Consider the following 20,333-nt stretch of genomic DNA (forward strand, 5'->3'; position numbering starts at 1 on the left):
CCGTAGCGATCGCCTAGTTTTGACTATGAAAAATCCTTCCCTGCGCCAAGAACCTCGATACGCGCCTGCCTCCGTGATTGCCCTCGAGCAAAAGACATCATTACTAGAATGGCTAGAAGAAAACGGTCGCATTATTTACCGCGAGAAAAAAGATGACTTGATCGATGAGATGGCAGACGATCAAGACTTATCTGAGCTGATGGATGAAGACGGCTTTGAAGATGATGATGACGATGATGATACTGATCTCGATTAAACAGAATACTCAAAAATGAATCTCTAAATTATCTCGTTGACCCCCAATACCATAAAGATATTAGGGGGTAGTTTTTTTATATTCAATTATCGTTTTTACTTAAGATCGGGATCAAAGCTTGTCGATAGGCTCTCCACTGCTGTTTTGAATCAGGTGTTGAACTTTTTCCTTTTTCTAACAAAATAACGCCTTCTTTAAAATCAACAATGCCATATTCATTTTGATCAACAATTTGATCAATTACCCCAACATAATCTTTCAATCGTTGCCAATCTTCATCAAAAGCGACTTGATAACGCACTAGACGCCATAGATCTGCCACAATAAAATCAACTTTTTCGATGTTTTGTTGATCGTTTTCAATTTCGATGCCGGGTAAACGAATAATTTCTCGACGACTAGATAGATGAGGAATGATGTAGGTTGTTGCGGAGACGCTTGCATCCTGAGGAATACGGCCAATCGTGCCCTGAATATCAACACTGCGAGACCATTGCTCAATCGGGGACACATAAACCCAAGGTTGCAAAGAATCCGGAATCATAAAGTAAAGTGTCCGGTTAGGATTAGCTGTGATGGTGAAAGCGATAGATAAGGTTAAACAAGTAATCCAGAATTTTTTAAAAAATGGGCTGATTTGTCGGGGATGACGGGGCTGGTTTTTCCGAAAAAAATTATTAAAGCCTTCCCCAGACCACCATAAAATTACCCCATAACAAATACCTGGTACAACAGCAAGGGCATAGCGGATATTAATCGAGAGAACAGACATCCCTTTTCCTAACAGAAGTTTGAGCAAAGGAAATCCGGCGATCGCCCAAGCACTCGGAGCCACTGCCGGGACAAAAGCAAATGGCAAAAATTGTCCTGCGAGATATTTAATTGTCCGATCAAAAGGAGTAACCAGTTCCCTAAGAAGTAACAATGGATTGGAGAGCATTGCCAATAAAATATCAAGGGTGGAAGCCTCTGCCGCGTCTGTATATTGCCCAAATCGTTCGAGCATAAATCGCTTAGAAATATCCTCTGAAAAGATCGGCATAATTAAATTAGTTAGCAGCAAAATATACCCAAAGCTAAACAAACAGACCGCCGCTCCGATTTTTGGAAAACGACGACTAAGGATCATATAGGCGCCCACCCCGAAGAGAACAATACCGCTATCTTCACGGATCATGACGATCAAAGGACACATAATTCCAAAGAGCCACCACCAACGTTTTTCCATGGCTAAAAGCAACGTAAACATAAAAAGAGGCAACTGGAAATTATCGTGAAAATTACATAAAGTTGGGCCAATTACAGCATTTGCACCGTAATAGCTATAGGTAATCCAACGGGCAGGAACTGGATCTAGATAATGTCGTGCTAATAGGTACAGAACAAGACCCGCTGCCGATAGCATGGTAACTAGAAGTACGGCTAGGGTTGCAGCATGGGGAAAAAAGAAATAAATCGGCAACCACAGAAGTAGAGCAGGAGTGAAGTGTTGCCCAAGGCGATGGTAGCTGACATCTGGGACTTCCCCTGCATGAACAACATTGGTAGATAACTGTGAAGAGAGGCTACTTTGAAAAAAACGGCCATGGGCTCCATTCCACATAACCTGATTGAAGATGCCTTGGTCATAGGAGGAATAGAATGTGAAATGACGGTGCAGCACCAAAGCCATACAGATGATAAAAAAGATGCCGCTAACAATCAGGATAGGCCGCCATTCTTCCTGTTTAAAGGGGGTTTTGACGGGTCTGATGTCCTCAAGATTGACCATAGAACACTGCCTAACAATGAATCTCCAAAATCTTATCAGAGTTAGGAATCGTCGGAATTGATGGCTAAAGTGTGGCGGTCATGGGGAGATTGAATGCGATGAATATCGATACCGAGGGGAATAATGCCGCTGGGATTGAGAGGAAATAAAGAACTGTAATATTCTTGCTGGATTGTTTTGAGGGGGCAGGTAGCAGCAACACCTGGCAGTTGATAGATATCTCGTAGATAGCCCCAGAGATTTTTGTAATCACAGATGCGGCGGCGATCGCATTTAAAGAGGCCATGATAAACGAGATCAAAGCGAATCAAGGTGGTAAACAGGCGGATATCGCAGAGGGTGAGTTGGTCGCCCAAAAGATAGCGGCGATCGCCTAGGCGTTGGTCTAACTGATCCAAAGTTTGAAAAAGAGCTTCGACCGCTTGGTCATAGGCGGCTTGGGTGCGGGCAAAGCCACATTTATAAACGCCATTATTAACAGTGCGATAGATGAGGTCATTGAGGCGATCGCCTTCTGGTCGTAATGGTTCTGGATATAAATCTCGCTCTGGGAATTTCGCAAACCGATTAAAGGCATCATTGAGCATCACAATAATCTCTGCGCTCTCGTTATTGACGACCTGGTACGTTTGGCAATCCCACAGCACCGGCACAGAACAGCGACCACTGTAACCCGCCTGGCCCAATTGATAAAGCTCTTTCATGCTGCGGCAGCCCGTGGGGTCATTTTCCAGACGCCAGCCTCCCACTGACACATCGGCGATCGCCACACTCAGATCCACAACGTCCTCTAGACCCTTGAGGATGCGGGTAATGGCTGTCCGGTGCGCCCAGGGACAAGTAAGGCCAATGTAGAGTCGATAACGATTTGGCTCTGGCGGAAACTGCTCAGAACCGACCCAATGGCGAAATTGACTCTCAACCCGCTGAAAATTGCCCGTTGGGTCACTGGGGGCCAATTGAGACATCAGGGTTTGCCACAGGCGATGCCAAACAAATTGTGCCGTTTGAATCAGAAACTTCGGGGGAACTGCCATAAAGCGATTACTTATTCCAGAGTTGCGCCAATTGTTGGGTTTTGAGTCCTGCTTCGATGGCTTCTAGCACCCTGGTCATGCCTGTGGTGTTGATAATTTCATATTTTCTGTCTGCTTTTTTACAGGCTTCCATGGCCCGCTCTGTCATGGAATGGCTAGCGTAGCCCGTGATAATGAGAATGAGGTCAACATTAGTCACCTGGGCTTCCCCCTGGGCAGAAAGTTGTAGACCATCCTGTTCGCTATACCATTGCAATTCCACCTGGGAACTGCGTAGGCGGTTTTTAACGGCGGTTTGGAGGCGATCATGTCCGCCGAAAACTAAGACTTTTCCAACTAAGTCTGCATACAGTTCCGGGCGTTTGTCCGATTTGCGGTGGCGGGATTTGGGTTGAATATTGGGATGGTGTTCTGTACGGGAACGGTTTTCGAGGGCTTTGTTATAGATAAAGTTTAGGGTTTGTTCATGGGTTCCCCGCAGTCGCGCCACGGGGCCTTCTTCGCTGTGTTCGTTTATTTGGTTAATCAGGGCGTCAACCACTTCTTCGAGGGAACCTATTTCCTTGAGGTCATCCACATAGCCTTTGATGGCGATCGCCGCATCGGTGGCACTAAAAAAGTCTTGTTGTTCAAAGATCATATCGAGCAGATCATCCCGGAGATCCGACTGCCAGCGTTGGACTTTTTCCCGCGCTTTTTCTTCTAAAAGTCTTTCTTCCCGGAGAACAAGCTGGGCATCGACAATTTCTGTGGCTTTTTCGGGTATTTCTGCTATTTCACGGCGAATATCATCGGCTTTTTCTTGTAATTGTTGGATTATGTCGGCATGATGATATCCCTCCGCCCGGTAGGTGCTGATCATCTCTTCGACTTTTTTGAGCAGGGGGTGCAGTTTTGCTTCCCGTTGGCGCACAATATCTTGGTATTGTTCGTCCCGCTGCTGCTGTAATTTTTTTTCTTCGAGGTGGGTCTTCGCCGCAGATAACAAATTTTCAACGGAGGCCTCTAGGTTTTCGAGTTCGATGTCCATGGGAATTTAGGGGAGTTATGAATTTTATGATTTTTTGGGCTAGCTATAGATCTTAGCTAATCGTTTGGGGGGATAGGCGATTTAGGGTGCCTTTCACGAAATTCCCGAAAAATTGCGATCGCTGATTTTGCTCAAAAACTCGCTTAAGAATCTGGCCGAGTTTCTCGAAATTAAGGGATTCAGCGGCAGTTTGGGGGTTTTGTTCTTGGAAATACTGGATTAAACTCAGCCCCGCAATGTGGGTTAGATAGGCGGCACTGACCCCCTGGACAGCCCCCCCAGCAAGGTAGGTGATCGCGTTGGTTTTGAGCATCCCGCCGACGGCTTGGGTGGAGAGTTCCACAAGGCCAAGTTGGATCATTTGTTTGCCGAGGGTGGTGGCGATCGCCTGGGCCTGACCCAGAGAAAGACGCTGTTGATAGACCGCTCCCACATCCATAATCATTTGTCCTGTTACGGCTGCCGTGGCGAGTAAATCTAAAGCAGCGACGGGATTGGCAAAGGTCGCCCCAGCCGCCAACCACTGATATTTTTCGAGGATCGGTAAAGCCCGTTCCCGTCGGAATTGATTGAGGGTTTGCTTGGCATTGTGCTGGGTGAGCCGTGCGGTGCGCCAGATGGTTGACCACAGCAGTTGTTGTTGGGTTTCGGGCTGACTGAGGAGGGTTTGGAGTTGATGTTGTAGGGGGGCAACGACTGGATCCGGGCGTTCAAAATGTTCGGTGGCGGTGCCATCGGCTTGGATTTTTTTAACTTTGATCGCCTGGGGCGCGGCGGTGATAGGGAGGATATTTTGGGGAGCGATCGCCGGCTGACAATGGTTCCGCAGTTGGTTCAGGATCAATTCCCGTTGCTCCGGCTGATATTGATCTTGCTTGTTAAAGGCGATGAGGATTGTTTGGCGAGCCTGGTGCCAATGGTTGAGGGTTTGCCATTGGGAGGCCATCAAATCCCCATTCACCAGGAAAATCACCAGGTCGGCGGCAAAGACTTGGTTTTGGGCCGCTTGGTCATAGCTGGCGAGGTCGGTAAATAGGGGCGGTGTTTCCTGGAGGGTATAAGTTGGTGCGGTGGCTTGGAGCTGCCTGAGGAGGGTTGTTTTTCCAGTGCCCCGGCCACCGGCGATCGCCACGGTGAAGTGGTCCCGTTGAAATTCTTGATTAAGCTTATCCAGGGTTTGCCTAAGGGTTGTGAAATCTTGATCGGGCACTTCTTGCTGGAGCGCCATCACCCACTGTTGGGCGTTTGCAATGGCTTGGTCAACGTCTTTTCGTTTGAGGGGATTTTGGGGATTGTCCTGGGGGTGTTGGGGTTGTTTTTTCTGCCAAAGCAGGAGGCCGCCCCAGGCGATCGCCCCCCAAAATAGCCATTCGCCAAGGTCGAAAATATTGCCCTGCCAGCGACCCAAAACTGCGAAAAATAAGGCTAAACCTAAACCGCCAACAAGAATGGGTTTTTGCATTGTTCTTACCCCGCCACATACAACAATTCGTCTATCTATGCTACTGCGAAAGGTGCTGGCCCTTAAGGGTAGGGGGCGATCGCCGGGGATCTTTCAAGAAATATTAAGGGTCAAGCTTGGCTCATATTGGGAAGGATTTCCAAAAAAACAGGGGAAACTAGATAATGGTCTCGATTTACTGCTTGGTACTGTGTGATGTCCGCCTATCTTCTGACTGCCCCCGCAAAAATTAATCTCTACCTGGAAATTTTGGGCGATCGCCCCGACGGGTTCCACGAGTTGGTGATGGTGATGCAGACCATTGGCTTATACGACCGGATTGGGGTGCGACAAAACCGCAGCGGCGAGATTAATCTCTATTGCCAACACCCCGAAGTCCCCCTCACCGCCAGCAATATTGCCTACCGAGCCGCCCAGTTAATGATGACGCGCTTTGCGGATATCTATGCCAGGGTGGGTGGTGGAGTTGACATTACCATCGAAAAAAATATCCCCGTGGCGGCGGGACTAGCTGGGGGGTCAACGGACGGCGCAGCAGTATTGGTGGGGTTGAATTTGCTCTGGGATTTAGGGTTAACCCAACCAGAATTACAAACCTTAGCAGCAGAACTGGGTTCGGATGTACCCTTTTGCATTGGTGGAGGGACGGCGATCGCCACCGGACGGGGAGAAATTTTAGACCCATTGCCCGATCTCGATGGCATCCCGATTGTCCTCGCAAAATACAACAATATTGCCGTTTCTACCCCCTGGGCCTACCAAACCTACCGCGCCCAATTTGGGGAGCATTATCTCCAAGATGCGGCGAGTTGGCATACCCGCATGACACAAATTCATGCCGGCGGCCTAATCAAAGCCATTCAGCAAAAAAATATCCAGGCGATCGCCCGCGAACTCCACAACGATCTCGAAAAAGTCGTTTTACCCGAATTTCCCCAGGTGCAACAACTGCGTGACTGCTTTGCCAAACATGGGGCGATCGGCACGATGATGTCCGGCTCCGGCCCCAGTGTGTTTGCTCTCTGCGAGACCCTCGCCCAAGCCCAAGCCCTCAAAGTCCAAGTTGCCCAAGAATTAAACGACCCAGCCCTCGATCTTTGGGTGACGCACATTGCCAGCCCCGGCATCCAAGCGGACTTCCGTTGACTTTCCATGACTTAAAATAGTCACTTTTGAGTAAGTCCCTAAAATAACTAAGAGGCAATAAAGCAAAAAGCAATCTACCTGAAAGCAGTTAGATTGCCCCCATATATGCTCCCTATCAAATCTCTTCAATGTTATTTAGAGCATCATGATTATTAAGTACTGTTGTCGCTTATCTCCACTATCTCAGTTTAATGCTTAGTTTTGCCGCCCTATTTGTGAAATCTCTCTTTTGCAAAAAAGAAATATCCTAATTGTTGGTATCGCAGATGATGTATATGGCATTGCAGCAAGCACTATTATTATAAAAATTCTCCGGGTGCTTTATTTTGCCAAAGAACCAGAATGCTACCTTCTTCACACGCTTTTTGTCCAGAAAAGCGCTATCTTTATTGTGGTAGGACTACTCTAAAATCACTTTCATTTTCTGGTTAATCAAAGACTTAATTAAAGAACATTCCCCGCAATTATTCTCACCTAATATACTCTCATTACCTGGTCAATTTGCACTGAATTTTCGGATTTTAACTCATTCTCCTGAGAGCTAAACTTACGACACGAGTAACGATATAATTAATATCAACTACTCGCAAATATCCTTCCTCCAGTTTGGATTTTCCTCTTTGAGCTTGTAATATGGATAAGTTAACGTTTCTTTGTTTACTATTTTTAAGTAGCTTGGGGGTAACATATTTTCTTTGGTTTATTTGTCACCTCAATGGCCAATTATTATTTTATGGCCTCCATCTATGCAACAAGAAATGGCAGCCTAATACAAGTACAATTACCTCTCCCAGGCTGGATTGCTTTTATTTTAGGCCACTAGGCTTAACAGCGGTATACTTAGTTGGGGCAATGCCAATTGCTGTCTTAAGTTTATCAACAGCCTATCTTAATCATTGCTTTAATGCTTTCTATGGAATAGTAATCCTTGAATTAGTCTTTGGACTGGTATTTTTATTATTGCCAAATACTCAACGAAAGGCTTTTGATCTATTTGGATTTCGCTTAATCCAACGCCATCGTCATTTGGTTATTTATACGAGTATTTGGTGCCTTGTTTTTTCAATATGGGTCATGGTTACTCGTCATTCTAATTTAGATACCTTGGTATTAAATACAAACCCTGATTTTTGGGCCTATGTTCGTCGTTATGGCGCAATGACTACAACTAATCTAAATTTTTATGGGATGACGGATAGTTTTGAATTTCCTGACAATTCTGCTTGTGCCTATTTTCTTGGTAGTCCCAAAAAGTTTAGTTCATTTTTAGGGGCAATAGTTTCGTATCTATTTTCTGATCTATCCTTTGGAATTACAGTATTTCAAGGCATGCTAGGAGCAACTCTATTCATGGCCCTTTTTAAAGACTGGTGTGCCACTCCCCTTGACCAGAATCAGTCCTTGAATTTAAGTGATCTTGCTTTAGTGATTTGGGCAGTTTTTTCTCCCCAATTATATTGGCTTTTAGTAAGTGCTTACTTTTCAAATACCTTGTTTGTTATTGTCATTTCCTTGGTTCTTCGTCAAGCCCGAAATGCCTCTTTACATGAGAATTTATTTAATACCCAAAATTTCCTCTGCTTGTTTTGCATTCAAGTAGTTGTTTTCTCTTTTTATCCAGCATTTTTGCCAATTACTATTGCTGTATATTTTTGCACAACTTTAATTTATTTAAAATACAGCGAAAGAAGTCTAAGTCAATTATTTTTTGATTACAGCAAATATGCTGTTTTGATTTTGATTTGTGGCTTAATCTTTTATACACTGTTCAATTCCCAATTTATTCTTGATGAAATTCAAAAGAGCATTAATCCACTGAAATCCCATGGAACGAATTTTGTACCCCTTAATCCCTGGAGTCTTTTTCAAGAAAAGCCGAAACCTATGGGAGCAAACAAGGATTTTGGCGTTTGGTTCAATGTGGTTTTAGGTTTATTATTTAGTGTCTATTGCCTTTGGCAACTCTATCGAGCCTACAGCCGCAACAAAGATTTTGTAATTAAACGTGATCTTTTGGCTGGTTGTACTGGTATGGGTTTATATAGTTTCTATTTGCTGGCTTATATTCCATTAGAATCCACCTATCGTCTTGGGAAAATCGCCATCAGTCTCATTTATCCCCTCGGAATTTTTGCTTTGTTACCAGTTGTGGTTTGGTTAAAGGATTATTTCCGCCAACAGGCAAATTGGCAACGCCAGGCTATTTTGGGTTTGGCGATCGCCCATGTTGTTTTCCACATTTACAAAATTACTGATGCGACGACGTTCCCCTCTGGTCAGGTCACCATGCCTAGCCCAGCCCAACAAAAAGAACTGTCGCAGTTAAACTCAATTACGATTATCGGTTGCGAACAGGTACACCAAAGTCAATTTTATGAACGCCTTGTGGGATTGCAAGTAGCTAAGCAAAACCCTCATCTTCAGGTAAATGTAGTCAATGAGCCCGCCAACCTGACCCCAGATATCATGGGCGATCGCTTAGTATTCGGCCAAATTATTCCTGGGCCAACCCCACGCTACAATGCTTGCAAGTTCGATTTTTAAGTTCCAAACCGTCCCCACAGGTTCGGGAACCTACACTATCAAGATCCTTAAATCGCACATCACTATAGGAATAGTCATATGAACGAACCTAGAATATCTAGTCGTCATACTTGCACCAATATTTGAAAGTCTTATTCAAGTTAAATCGCTGATCTTTGGAGTCACACTGCTATGGGAAAAGTCGTCGGTATTGACCTCGGAACCACCAACTCTTGCGTATCCGTTATGGAAGGCGGTAAGCCGACTGTAATCGCCAACGCAGAAGGATTTAGAACTACCCCCTCCGTCGTTGCCTACGCCAAAAACGGAGACCTGCTCGTAGGGCAAATCGCCAAGCGTCAAGCCGTGATGAACCCTGGCAACACCTTTTACTCCGTGAAGCGTTTCATCGGTCGCAAACACAGTGAAGTCAGCAACGAATCCACCGAAGTTGCTTACAAAGTAGAACGCGACAGCACCGGTAACGTAAAAATTGATTGCCCCGCCAAAGAGAAAAAATTCGCCCCCGAAGAAATCTCTGCCCAGGTACTCCGCAAGCTGATCGAAGACGCCAGTAAGTACCTCGGTGAACCCGTTACCCAGGCTGTTATCACTGTTCCTGCATACTTCAATGACTCCCAACGTCAAGCCACTAAGGACGCCGGGAAAATCGCCGGGGTAGAAGTGCTGCGGATTATCAACGAACCCACCGCGGCCTCCCTCGCCTATGGTTTAGATAAGAAGAGTAACGAAACGATCCTTGTCTTTGACCTTGGTGGTGGAACCTTCGACGTTTCCATCCTGGAAGTCGGTGACGGTGTCTTTGAAGTTCTCGCGACTTCCGGTGATACACACCTGGGTGGGGATGACTTCGACAAAAAGATCGTTGATTTCTTAGCCGAAGAATTCCAACGCACCGAAGGCATTGATCTCCGCAAAGACAAGCAAGCCCTCCAACGTCTGACCGAAGCTGCTGAAAAAGCAAAAATCGAATTGTCTAACGTTACCCAAGCGGACATCAACCTCCCCTTCATCACCGCAACCCAAGATGGCCCGAAGCACCTCGACATGAGCCTAACCCGGGCGAAATTTGAAGAGCTTTGTGCTGACTTAATCGACCGCTGCCGCATCCCCGTTGAAAACGCGATCCGTGATGCCAAACTCGACAAGTCTGCCATCGATGAAATCGTTCTCGTTGGGGGCTCTACCCGAATTCCCGCCGTGCAAGATGTCGTTGAGCGCGTGCTGGGTAAAAAGCCCAACCAGACTGTGAACCCCGACGAAGTTGTGGCGATCGGTGCGGCGATCCAAGGTGGCGTCCTTGCGGGTGAAGTTAAAGACATTCTCCTTCTCGACGTTACGCCCCTATCTTTGGGTGTAGAAACCCTCGGTGGCGTGATGACCAAGATTATTCCGAGAAACACCACCATCCCGACCAAAAAATCAGAGGTCTTCTCCACCGCTGTTGATGGTCAAACCAACGTCGAAATCCATGTCCTGCAGGGTGAACGGGAAATGTCCAAGGACAACAAGAGCCTTGGGACCTTCCGTCTCGATGGCATTCCGCCGGCTCCCCGTGGTGTACCCCAGATCGAAGTAACCTTTGACATTGATGCCAACGGTATCCTGAACGTCATGGCGAAAGACAAGGGCACTGGTAAAGAACAATCCATCAGTATTACTGGTGCATCGACATTACCGGATGACGAAGTAGAACGGATGGTTAGCGAGGCAGAGGCCAATGCCGCAGCAGATAAGGAACGCCGCGAAAAAATTGACCGCAAGAATCAGGCAGATTCCCTCGTTTACCAAGCTGAAAAGCAACTCGAAGAGCTCGGTGACAAAGTGCCCGCCGACGACAAGAGCAAAGCTGACCAAATGATTAAAGATCTCAAGGAAGCGGTTGCCCAGGAAAATGATGAGAAAATCTCGACATTAATGCCGGAACTGCAACAGTTGCTCTACACCATTGGCAGCAACATCTACCAACAAGCTGGTGGTGATCCTTCCGCCGCAGGGTTTGACCCTAATGCGGCAGCGGGTGGCGCTGCGCCCGGTGGTAGTGGCGGCAACGATGGTGGGGACGATGTCATTGATGCAGAGTTCTCTGAAACCAAGTAAGCGATCGCCATTGATTTCAATCGTATTGGCAATGTAAACAAACAGCGGGGGTAAGTGATTTACCCTCGTTTTTTTATGGGTGAATTTAACGGGTCATCTGCCGCAGGGCACGGGTTTGTTCCAGAATGTCTTCGACATCTTCTTCAGAGAGCCTCTCAACGTAATTAATTTTGACTTCTTCGAGGAGGTCATTGATCAATGATTCCATTTGGGCGAGGCTTTCTTGGCCTTGGATCTCGGAGGTGATGCTGCTGGTGAGTTGGGTTAAGAGTTCTTCGAGCAGTTGTTCAAAGACAGGGTCTTCTTCGAGGACTGCTTTGAGGGTGTCTGCGGTGACTTGATAAAGTTGATGGGAAAGTTGTTTGGCCAGGGTGCCTTTAAGATCGCCAATGCCGGGCAGCATCTGTAAGCCTTGGTAGGCAGGGGACATGGAAATGACTCGATCCAGGGTATGGCGAATAACAGCTTCGGCCTCGGGCTGAATTTTGGGTAAGACTTGGTGGACTAAGAGGTTGGCCATGAGCTTTGCGAGCTCGACGGGTTCATTGATGTCATTTAAATCGACATATTCTCGGCTGGTGGTTTGGGCCAAAAGAGTGGCAAATTCACCCCGGTGGATGGAGCCTTGGATTTGATTGATAATCCGAATGACAACGACTTCGGTAATATCTTCGGCGATGCCAGCAACAAAACCTTGACTGGCTTGCTTTTGGATTGCGCTGAGATCAATAAGGTCGGCTTGATTGAGACGAACGATCACAGGAATCACTCGTAACCAACGGAAAAGAGGAATCAGCAGAAAGATATCGTACCAGCGCCAGAGCATGGCATCAAACCAACTTACGCCTGTGCGACGCCGACTGATGTACCAACTCCGGGCGAGAAACTCGAGGAGGAAAGCGAGAAAGAAGGGAAAATCAAGAATGCCAAAGTTATCAATGTATTTGCCGTTTTCGCCAATGGGACGGAAATAGTTGGTTTCTAAGAGGGGTTCGATTTCGCGTTCGTAAAAGTTGAATTCTTCACGCCAGCCATTTTCTGAGAGATATTCACTGCTCCAAAAGAGTTGAAAGGCGTCTTTGGAGGAGGCAGAGGCATCGCCAAAAACGTGACGACGCATCCGGTTTTTAATCTTCTCAAGGGTGCCTGTTTTGTTGGCAATTTCAAAGGGATTGGTATCCACCATCTCAACGCTCAGTTCCCGGAGTTCGGCAAGGATGGCTTCTTGTTCTTGGTTGTAGCGGCGGAGTTGGGTGGTGATGTCTTGGCGATCGCCAGAACCGACAATGCCATTATTTGAACCTGTAGACCGGAGGGTCAGATCGTTAATCTGCTGAATTTTTGCTTGGAGATCTTCGACCCGTTGGAGATAGTAGGCGGTATCGCGATTTTCTTCGATGCCCTTTACCCAATCATAGGCGTGGGTTACATTAACCGGGAGAATGCGCACCGGCTCGGCGGGAAATTTCCATTCATATTTAGCGATGCGTGCGTAAAATTGAACTCGGCCCTGTAACCAGAAATTACGCAGGGGGATGTAACTCAGGTCAAAGAGGACTAACACCAAATTCACAGAGGCCAAGAGAGCCATACCCCGCTCAAAAAGCAGACTGGTACGATTACGTTTGGCACGGCCGGGTTGTCTGCGTGGTGCAATAGTCATGGTAAATTAAGGGCGATTTTTTGTGAATTTTGAGCAGGATTGAATCAAATTTTCAGTTTATTTTATCGGGTTCTATGGGCAGGCGGACTAAATATAAGGTGTGTTTGAGCGCTGAACAACGGGAAAGACTCTGGGCGATCGCCCGTAATGGTTACCAACCAGCCAAGAAAATGCTCCATGCCCGTATTCTACTCATGGCCGACCGCGCCCACCCCGACGGCAACTGGCAAGACCAACAAATCGCCCAGGCCCTGAGCGTTCATCCCAACACCGTCGCCCGTGTCCGTAAACTTTTTGTCAGCGACGGCGAAACCCAAGCCCTCGGTCGCAAGCCTAGGGCGCAACCGCCAATCAAGCCCAAACTCAGCGGCGCTAAGATCGCCAAACTCCTTGCCCTCTACCACGACGGGCCTCCCCCTGGCCACGACTATTGGTCCCTCAGTCTCCTGGTGCGAGAACTCAAAGCCCAAAAAATTGTCAAACACATTTGTCGCGAAACCGTGCGTAAAATTCTCAAAGAACAGGGGATTCGCCTCAGTCGCCGCAAACGAGCCTAAATCCCTCGTTAACTTTCCAGAAAATTCTCTCCAAATCCGTGGCAATCCTGGCTCCTTCCCTCGTCTTTTCGCGATGAAGACTCCCTTCATTAGTTAAAATAAGTAAAGTTTTTCAAAAATTAGTGGATCTTCCATGACTGACGTTCCTGTCTCTCGTATTCGTAATTTTTCGATCATTGCCCACATCGACCACGGGAAATCTACCCTGGCAGACCGAATGCTCCAGGACACCCAAACAGTGGCGCAACGGGATATGAAAGAACAGTTCCTCGACAATATGGAACTGGAGCGGGAACGGGGAATCACCATCAAGCTCCAGGCCGCACGGATGCGTTATGTGGCGAAGGATGGCGAAGAATATATCCTCAACCTCATCGATACCCCAGGTCACGTTGACTTTTCCTACGAAGTATCGCGCTCCTTGGCCGCCTGTGAAGGGGCGTTACTGGTCGTAGATGCCTCCCAAGGGGTCGAAGCCCAGACCCTTGCCAACGTTTACCTCGCCCTGGACAACAACCTAGAAATTATTCCCGTTTTAAACAAAATCGACCTGCCCGGTGCTGAACCTGATCGAGTTACTGAAGAAATTGAAGAGGTCGTTGGCTTAGATTGCACTGATATTATTCGAGCTTCCGCTAAACAGGGCCTTGGCATCAACGATATTTTAGAGTCCATTGTTCAACAGGTACCGCCCCCGGCCGATACCATCGATCAACCGTTGCGGGCGCTCATTTTTGACAGTTACTATGACCCCTACCGTGGCGTAATTGTTTATTTTCGGGTGATGGATGGTGAAGTTAAAAAAGGCGACAAAGTGCGCCTGATGGCCTCCAAAAAAGAATATGAAATCGACGAACTGGGCGTCCTCGCACCAAACCAAGTGCAAGTAGACGCTCTCCACGCCGGAGAAGTAGGCTACTTTGCGGCGGCGATCAAATCCGTTGAAGACGCACGGGTCGGCGATACGATCACCTCCGCTGTCCACCCAGCACCAGCGCCGCTACCGGGTTACACCGAAGCGAAACCGATGGTTTTCTGCGGCCTTTTCCCCACCGATGCCGACCAATATTCAGATCTACGGGACGCTCTCGATAAATTGAAACTAAACGATGCGGCCCTTTCCTTTGAGCCAGAAACTTCCAGCGCCATGGGGTTTGGTTTTCGATGTGGCTTCCTGGGCCTCCTCCACCTAGAAATTGTCCAGGAACGTTTGGAGCGGGAATACAATCTTGATTTGATTACAACGGCACCTTCGGTGGTTTATCGAGTCACCACGACGGATGGGGAAGTGATGGAAATTGATAACCCCAGTCAATTACCAGATCCCCAAAAACGAGAAAAAATCGAAGAGCCCTACATTCAAGTGGATGTAATTACCCCGGAAGAGTTTGTGGGTACTATTATGGATCTGTGCCAAACGCGACGGGGCATTTTCAAGGACATGAAATATTTCACCGAAAGTCGCACGAATATTATCTATGAACTGCCCCTGGCGGAGGTAGTGACGGACTTTTTTGATCAGTTGAAGTCTCGCACCAGGGGTTATGCCAGCATGGAGTATCAACTCATCGGCTACCGAGTTGGACAGTTGGTGCGCTTGGATATTTTGGTGAACAAGGATTCGGTGGATTCCCTCGCGATGATTGTCCATCGGGACAAGGCCTACAATGTGGGACGGGCAATGGCCGAGAAGCTCAAAGAGTTAATTCCCCGTCATCAGTTTAAGATTCCGATTCAGGCGGCGATCGGTTCTAAAATCATTGCCAGTGAGCATATTCCAGCCCTACGCAAGGACGTTTTAGCCAAGTGCTACGGTGGTGATATTTCCCGGAAGAAAAAGCTGCTCCAGAAACAGGCGAAAGGCAAGAAGCGCATGAAGTCGATTGGTACGGTCGATGTGCCCCAAGAGGCGTTTATGGCAGTTCTTAAATTGGATCAGTAATTTTTTCTAAATCCCCACACTCACCCACTCAAAGAAGCGCGATCCTGTGGGGATTTAACTCAGAAATCAAGCTAGATCAAAGCGATCTGCATTCATCACTTTTGTCCAGGCCGCAACAAAATCCTGGATAAATTTCTCGTTGCTGTCGTCTTGGGCATAGACTTCGGCATAGGCCCGCAGGATAGAGTTATAGCCGAAAACGAGATCAACCCGCGTGGCTGTCCACTTGACTTCACCGGTGTGGCGATCGCCAATTTCATAAAGATTCTTACCGGCTGGCTTCCAAGTATATTTCATATCCGTCAGATTGACGAAGAAATCATTGGTCAATGCGCCCTCGCGGTCTGTGAGCACGCCATGCTTGGTGCCGCCATAATTGGTGCCCAGTACACGCATCCCACCGACCAAAACAGTCATCTCAGGGGCGGTCAGTCCCATCAACTGTGTGCGGTCGAGCATTAACTCTTCGGGGCTGACCACATAGTCTTTTTGGAGCCAGTTCCGGTAGCCATCGTGGAGGGGCTCTAACACTGCGAATCCCTCTACATCGGTCATTTCCGCCGTCGCATCACCACGGCCTGGGGCAAAGGGCACCGCAATCTCCACTCCCGCCGCTTGGGCCGCTTGCTCGATGCCAACATTGCCTGCCAGGACAATTACATCTGCGATACTGGCTCCACTCTCAGTGGCGATCGCCTCTAGTACTGGCAACACCTTAGCTAGACGTGCTGGTTCATTCCCTGCCCAATCCTTTTGGGGAGCCAAGCGAATTCTCGCGCCATTTGCCCCACCGCGTTTGTCTGAACCCCGAAACGTTCTCGCACTGTCCCAAGCCGTACAGACCATTTCACTAACGCTTAAACCACTGGCCGCAATTTTTTCCTTAACCGCTTGCGGATCGTAGTCCGTCTTGCCCGCTGGAATCGGATCTTGCCACAACAAATCTTCCTGGGGCACATCCGGGCCAATGTAGCGGGACTTCGGCCCCATATCCCGGTGCGTGAGTTTAAACCAGGCCCGGGCAAAGGTTTCGGCAAAATAAGCCGGATCTTGGTAAAACCGCTCGGATATTTGCCGATAGTCCGGATCCATTTTCATCGCCATGTCGGCGTCGGTCATAATCGGGCTAAGGCGGATCGATGGATCTTCAACATCAACGGGTTTGTCCTCTTCTTTGATATTGATCGGTTCCCATTGCCAGGCCCCCGCTGGGCTTTTCTTCAGTTCCCAGTCGTAGTTGAGCAATAGCCGAAAATAACCGTTGTCCCATTGGGTTGGGTAGGTAGTCCAGGCTCCTTCAATGCCGCTAGTGACGGCGTTACGACCAATGCCACGTTGGGTCTTATTCAGCCAACCCAAACCCTGGTCATCAAGATCGGCGGCTTCGGGTTCTGGGCCAAGTAAAGTTGCATCCCCATTACCATGGCACTTACCCACGGTATGGCCGCCAGCGGTAAGGGCGACGGTTTCTTCATCGTTCATCGCCATCCGCGAAAAAGTGATCCGAATATCATGGGCTGTTTTGAGGGGATCTGGATTACCATCTACACCTTCAGGATTGACATAGATTAAGCCCATCATTACCGCAGCTAACGGATTTTCTAGATCCCGCTCCCCGGAATAGCGACTGTGGGGGTCATCACTGGGAGCCAGCCATTCTTTTTCTGAACCCCAATAAATATCTTTTTCGGGATGCCAGATGTCCTCACGGCCAAAGGCAAAGCCAAAGGTTTTTAGTCCCATGGACTCATAGGCAATGGTGCCAGCATAGGCGATTAAATCGGCCCAACTCAATTTATTGCCATATTTCTTTTTGATCGGCCAGAGGAGGCGACGGGCCTTGTCTAGGTTGGTGTTGTCGGGCCAAGAGTTGATCGGAGCAAAACGTTGATTACCCGTCCCAGCACCGCCCCGACCGTCTGCGATCCGATAGGTGCCGGCGGCGTGCCAAGTCATCCGAATCATCAACCCACCGTAATGTCCCCAATCTGCGGGCCACCAGTCCTGGCTGTCTGTCATTAGTGCATGGAGATCCCGCTTGAGGGCATCAACATCAAGGGTTTTGACTGCATCTTGATAATTGAAATCTGCACCCATTGGGTTGGTTTTGTGGTCGTGCTGGTGCAGAATGTCCAGATTGAGGGCTTTTGGCCACCACTCCATGTTTGTCGCCATGCTGCTCGTGGTCAGGGCACCGTGCATTACTGGACATTTGCCGCCGGTGTTCGTGATGTGGTCATGCATTAATAATTTCCTCTTGCGAGTCAACACAGAGATACTTGTTGCCATGGTTGGTCTCACAATGGTGGTAATCCCAAGCCATCACCCTGGCCAACAGCCAATCCCTGTGCACTACATAACTAGAAATTATAGGAATGATTTTTTTGTAATGTCCCAGATGATACTTTTATTTTTACTTTCTGGGGTGTTTCTCGGAGGTCGGTAAACAGTTAGCGATAAACGAAGACGGGAATACGACTGCTCCGGAGGATTTGGGCGGTGGTGCTGCCAATGACGAAGTGGCGAATGCGGCTATGGCCATAGGCACCAATCATTAACAGGTTTATTTTGGCTTGGTCACAGAATTGGGCGATCGCCGTTTCGGAGTTGCCTGGAACAAGGTGGTAATGGGCTTCAATGCCAGCGGCGCTCAATCGTTGTTTGGCCTGGGCAAGGCAGGGATTTGTCATGGCATCACCGGGTTTTTTCGTGACGGTCAGCACATGGATTTCTAAGGCTTTGAGGGCGGCACATTCCGCCAAAAAGTCGAGGAGTTTGCGGCAACTGGGACTGTCATCGTAGGCGACGAGGAGGCGATCGATGGGTTGAAATTCGCGGGAGGTGACCAGGCAGGGTTTATGGCTCGACCGAATCAGACGCTCTAAATTAGCTCCGAGGTGATCGGGGGCGATATTTTCTGATTCTCCTCGCTTGCCCAAGATAATTAGATCGGTATTTTGTTCTAGGTGTTGGAGACAATCGATAAAATAGCCCACTTCATGGAGGAGTTTTGCGGGGGGCTGGCCAGCGGCACTTAGGGTTTCTTGGGCTTCTTGGAGAATTAATTTTGCCCGTTCATGATCAAGCTTGGCTTTTTCGTGTTCAAGGGCGACCAAACGTTGAAGGAGACTTTCAGACGTTCCCAGGCCAATGCTGCCACTAAAATTACGGGCATCGGCGGCGGCCCTACTCCGGGCGTCGGTGACATGGAGTACATCGATGGTGGCCCCCAGGCGATCGCCAAACCAAGCGGCATATTGATAATTGCTCTGGGCAAAATTGGAGCCGTCGGTGCATAACAAAATTCGTTGCATGGTTTTTCAAGCTTTTCAAGAAACGTCTACGGGGGCCGGGGTCACTTTCGCGGTGTGTTTTTTACTGTAGGTGGCCAGCTTATCTACCAGTTTCGCACTTTCAGCGTTGAGGCCCAGCAATTCCACCTCAGCCCCGGTGCGGTGAAACTTCGCCACGATGCGGTCGAGCATTTCCACAGCCCCTTGATCCCAGAGGTGGGCGGCGCTGAGATCGATGACGACTTGATCAACGACTTCTTCAAAATTGAAGGCGTCAAAAAATTCTTCCTTCGAGACAAAAAAGATTTGCCCCCGGACGGTATAAACATGGCGATCGCCCCCAGCTTCCACCCGCTTGTCTACCAAAACAACCTGGGCAATCTTATTGGAGAAAAAGACCGTACTCATCACAATGCCCGTCGCGACCCCCAGGGCAAAATTGCGGGTCAGGATAATTACCGTCATCGTCGTCAGCATCACCATGGATTCACTGCGCGGTAGACGGGACAAATTTTTGAAAGAAGACCAGCGGAACGTCCCAACGGAGACCATGATCATAATCGCCACCAAAGCCGCCATGGGCATCTGTTGCACCCAATCCTGGAGACCCAAAATCGCAATCAACAGAAAAATCCCCGCACACAGGGTCGATAAACGTCCCCGGCCACCGGATTGGACATTGATCACCGATTGGCCAATCATGCCGCAGCCCGCCATGCCGCCAAAAAAGGCCGTGAGAATGTTGGCAAAGCCCTGCCCCTTCGCCTCTTGGTTTTTATCACTGGGGGTATCGGTCAACTCATCCACCAGGGAAGCCGTTAAAAATGAGGCCAGGAGACCGACAATTGCCAGGGTGATTGCGTAGGGAAAAATAATCTGTAGCGTCTCCCAGTTCAAGGGCACCTGAGGTAAACGAAAGAAAGGCAGGGCCGTGGGCAGTTCGCCCATATCGCCCACTGTCGGAACATCTAGATTTAAGGCGATCGCCGCCACCGTCATCACCGCCAAAGTCACCAAGGGTGAAGGCACCACCGTCGTCAGCCGGGGCAAACCATAGATAATCACCAAGGACAACGCAGTGAGAACATAAACCATTGGCGATTTCCCGATCAGTTGGGGCAGTTGGGCCAAGAAAATCAACACCGCCAAAGCATTCACATAGCCCAAGACCACCGCCCGCGGTACATATTTCATCTGGCGGCCCAGTTTGAGGAACCCAAAGATCACCTGAATCACGCCCGTCAAAAGGGTCGTCGCAAACAAATACTCCAGGCCATGATCTTTTACCAGATCAATCATCAACAGCGCCATTGCTCCCGTGGCCGCCGAAATAGAACCGGGTCTGCCTCCCAGAAAGGCTGTCATCACCGCAATGATAAACGAGGCATATAAGCCCACCTTTGGATCAACCCCAGCGATAATCGAAAAGGCGATCGCCTCCGGGATCAACGCCAATCCCACCACTGCACCAGCCAGAATATCCGCCCGCACATTGGCAAACCATTCCCGTTTTAAAACGCTTAAATTCAATG

General features: G+C 48.5%; 15 protein-coding genes. 7 read left to right on the forward strand and 8 right to left on the reverse strand.

Translation table 11 applies throughout. The features are described from left to right. Positions 1-25 precede the first annotated feature (25 nt). Positions 26-256 carry a DUF3134 domain-containing protein gene (locus tag AACT35_RS01855; protein WP_041443620.1) on the forward strand — a complete coding sequence of 77 codons (231 nt, stop codon included), beginning with the start codon at positions 26-28 and terminating at the stop codon, positions 254-256. Between the two features lie 82 nt (positions 257-338). On the opposite strand, the gene AACT35_RS01860 is transcribed toward AACT35_RS01855, so the two are convergent. The 4 genes from AACT35_RS01860 to AACT35_RS01875 are packed head-to-tail and all read right to left on the reverse strand — an operon-like array spanning position 339 to position 5,556. Next, positions 339-2,027: a DUF2079 domain-containing protein gene (locus AACT35_RS01860; RefSeq protein WP_099238428.1), complete on the reverse strand. Its 1,689-nt coding sequence runs from the start codon at positions 2,025-2,027 to the stop codon at positions 339-341. A gap of 41 nt (positions 2,028-2,068) precedes the next feature. Beyond that, positions 2,069-3,064, reverse strand: a complete 996-nt coding sequence (locus AACT35_RS01865) for a glutathione S-transferase family protein (protein ID WP_099238430.1) — start codon at positions 3,062-3,064, stop codon at positions 2,069-2,071. 7 nt (positions 3,065-3,071) lie between these two features. Next, on the reverse strand, positions 3,072-4,094 hold the full coding sequence (locus AACT35_RS01870) for a DUF2325 domain-containing protein (RefSeq protein ID WP_012308010.1): 1,023 nt from the start codon (positions 4,092-4,094) through the stop codon (positions 3,072-3,074). A gap of 52 nt (positions 4,095-4,146) precedes the next feature. Continuing rightward, complete coding sequence (locus AACT35_RS01875; protein ID WP_099238432.1) at positions 4,147-5,556, reverse strand: slr1306 family protein; 1,410 nt, start codon at positions 5,554-5,556, stop codon at positions 4,147-4,149. A 195-nt stretch (positions 5,557-5,751) separates the two neighbouring features. Here AACT35_RS01875 and ispE point away from each other — a divergent pair, with 195 nt between their 5' ends. The 4 genes from ispE to dnaK all read left to right on the forward strand — a co-directional run bounded on the left by ispE (position 5,752) and on the right by dnaK (position 11,346). Beyond that, entirely contained in the window at positions 5,752-6,702 is a 951-nt protein-coding gene (gene ispE / locus AACT35_RS01880; RefSeq protein WP_099238434.1) for a 4-(cytidine 5'-diphospho)-2-C-methyl-D-erythritol kinase, read from the forward strand. 229 nt (positions 6,703-6,931) lie between these two features. Then, a complete protein-coding gene (locus AACT35_RS15800) occupies positions 6,932-7,111 on the forward strand; it encodes a DUF2214 family protein (RefSeq protein WP_158227950.1) in 180 nt (59 codons plus the stop codon). Between the two features lie 224 nt (positions 7,112-7,335). Then, a complete protein-coding gene (locus AACT35_RS01885; protein ID WP_143596764.1) occupies positions 7,336-9,246 on the forward strand; it encodes a hypothetical protein in 1,911 nt (636 codons plus the stop codon). 171 nt (positions 9,247-9,417) lie between these two features. Beyond that, positions 9,418-11,346 carry a molecular chaperone DnaK gene (dnaK, locus tag AACT35_RS01890; RefSeq protein WP_012308014.1) on the forward strand — a complete coding sequence of 643 codons (1,929 nt, stop codon included), beginning with the start codon at positions 9,418-9,420 and terminating at the stop codon, positions 11,344-11,346. A gap of 85 nt (positions 11,347-11,431) precedes the next feature. Here dnaK and AACT35_RS01895 read toward each other — a convergent pair whose 3' ends face one another. Further along, a complete protein-coding gene (locus AACT35_RS01895) occupies positions 11,432-13,009 on the reverse strand; it encodes a hypothetical protein (RefSeq protein ID WP_062435795.1) in 1,578 nt (525 codons plus the stop codon). Between the two features lie 104 nt (positions 13,010-13,113). Between AACT35_RS01895 and AACT35_RS01900 the strand changes: the two genes are divergently transcribed. Together AACT35_RS01900 and lepA are read left to right on the forward strand one after the other, a co-directional pair. Next, entirely contained in the window at positions 13,114-13,566 is a 453-nt protein-coding gene (locus tag AACT35_RS01900; RefSeq protein WP_216820521.1) for a helix-turn-helix domain-containing protein, read from the forward strand. 133 nt (positions 13,567-13,699) lie between these two features. Then, positions 13,700-15,508 carry a translation elongation factor 4 gene (gene lepA, locus AACT35_RS01905; RefSeq protein ID WP_012308017.1) on the forward strand — a complete coding sequence of 603 codons (1,809 nt, stop codon included), beginning with the start codon at positions 13,700-13,702 and terminating at the stop codon, positions 15,506-15,508. A gap of 66 nt (positions 15,509-15,574) precedes the next feature. Here the strand turns inward: lepA and katG are convergent, their stop codons facing one another. From katG to AACT35_RS01920, 3 genes are all read right to left on the reverse strand, one after another. Continuing rightward, positions 15,575-17,740 (reverse strand): catalase/peroxidase HPI, encoded by a 2,166-nt coding sequence (gene katG, locus AACT35_RS01910; protein ID WP_099238471.1) that lies wholly within the window; start codon positions 17,738-17,740, stop codon positions 15,575-15,577. A gap of 218 nt (positions 17,741-17,958) precedes the next feature. Then, a complete protein-coding gene (locus AACT35_RS01915) occupies positions 17,959-18,822 on the reverse strand; it encodes a universal stress protein (protein ID WP_099238442.1) in 864 nt (287 codons plus the stop codon). A 15-nt stretch (positions 18,823-18,837) separates the two neighbouring features. Further along, positions 18,838-20,331 carry a SulP family inorganic anion transporter gene (locus tag AACT35_RS01920; RefSeq protein WP_099238444.1) on the reverse strand — a complete coding sequence of 498 codons (1,494 nt, stop codon included), beginning with the start codon at positions 20,329-20,331 and terminating at the stop codon, positions 18,838-18,840. Between the last annotated feature and the right edge of the window lie 2 nt (positions 20,332-20,333).

The organism is Synechococcus sp. BDU 130192 (assembly GCF_963876085.1).
Taxonomy (GTDB): domain Bacteria; phylum Cyanobacteriota; class Cyanobacteriia; order Cyanobacteriales; family MRBY01; genus MRBY01.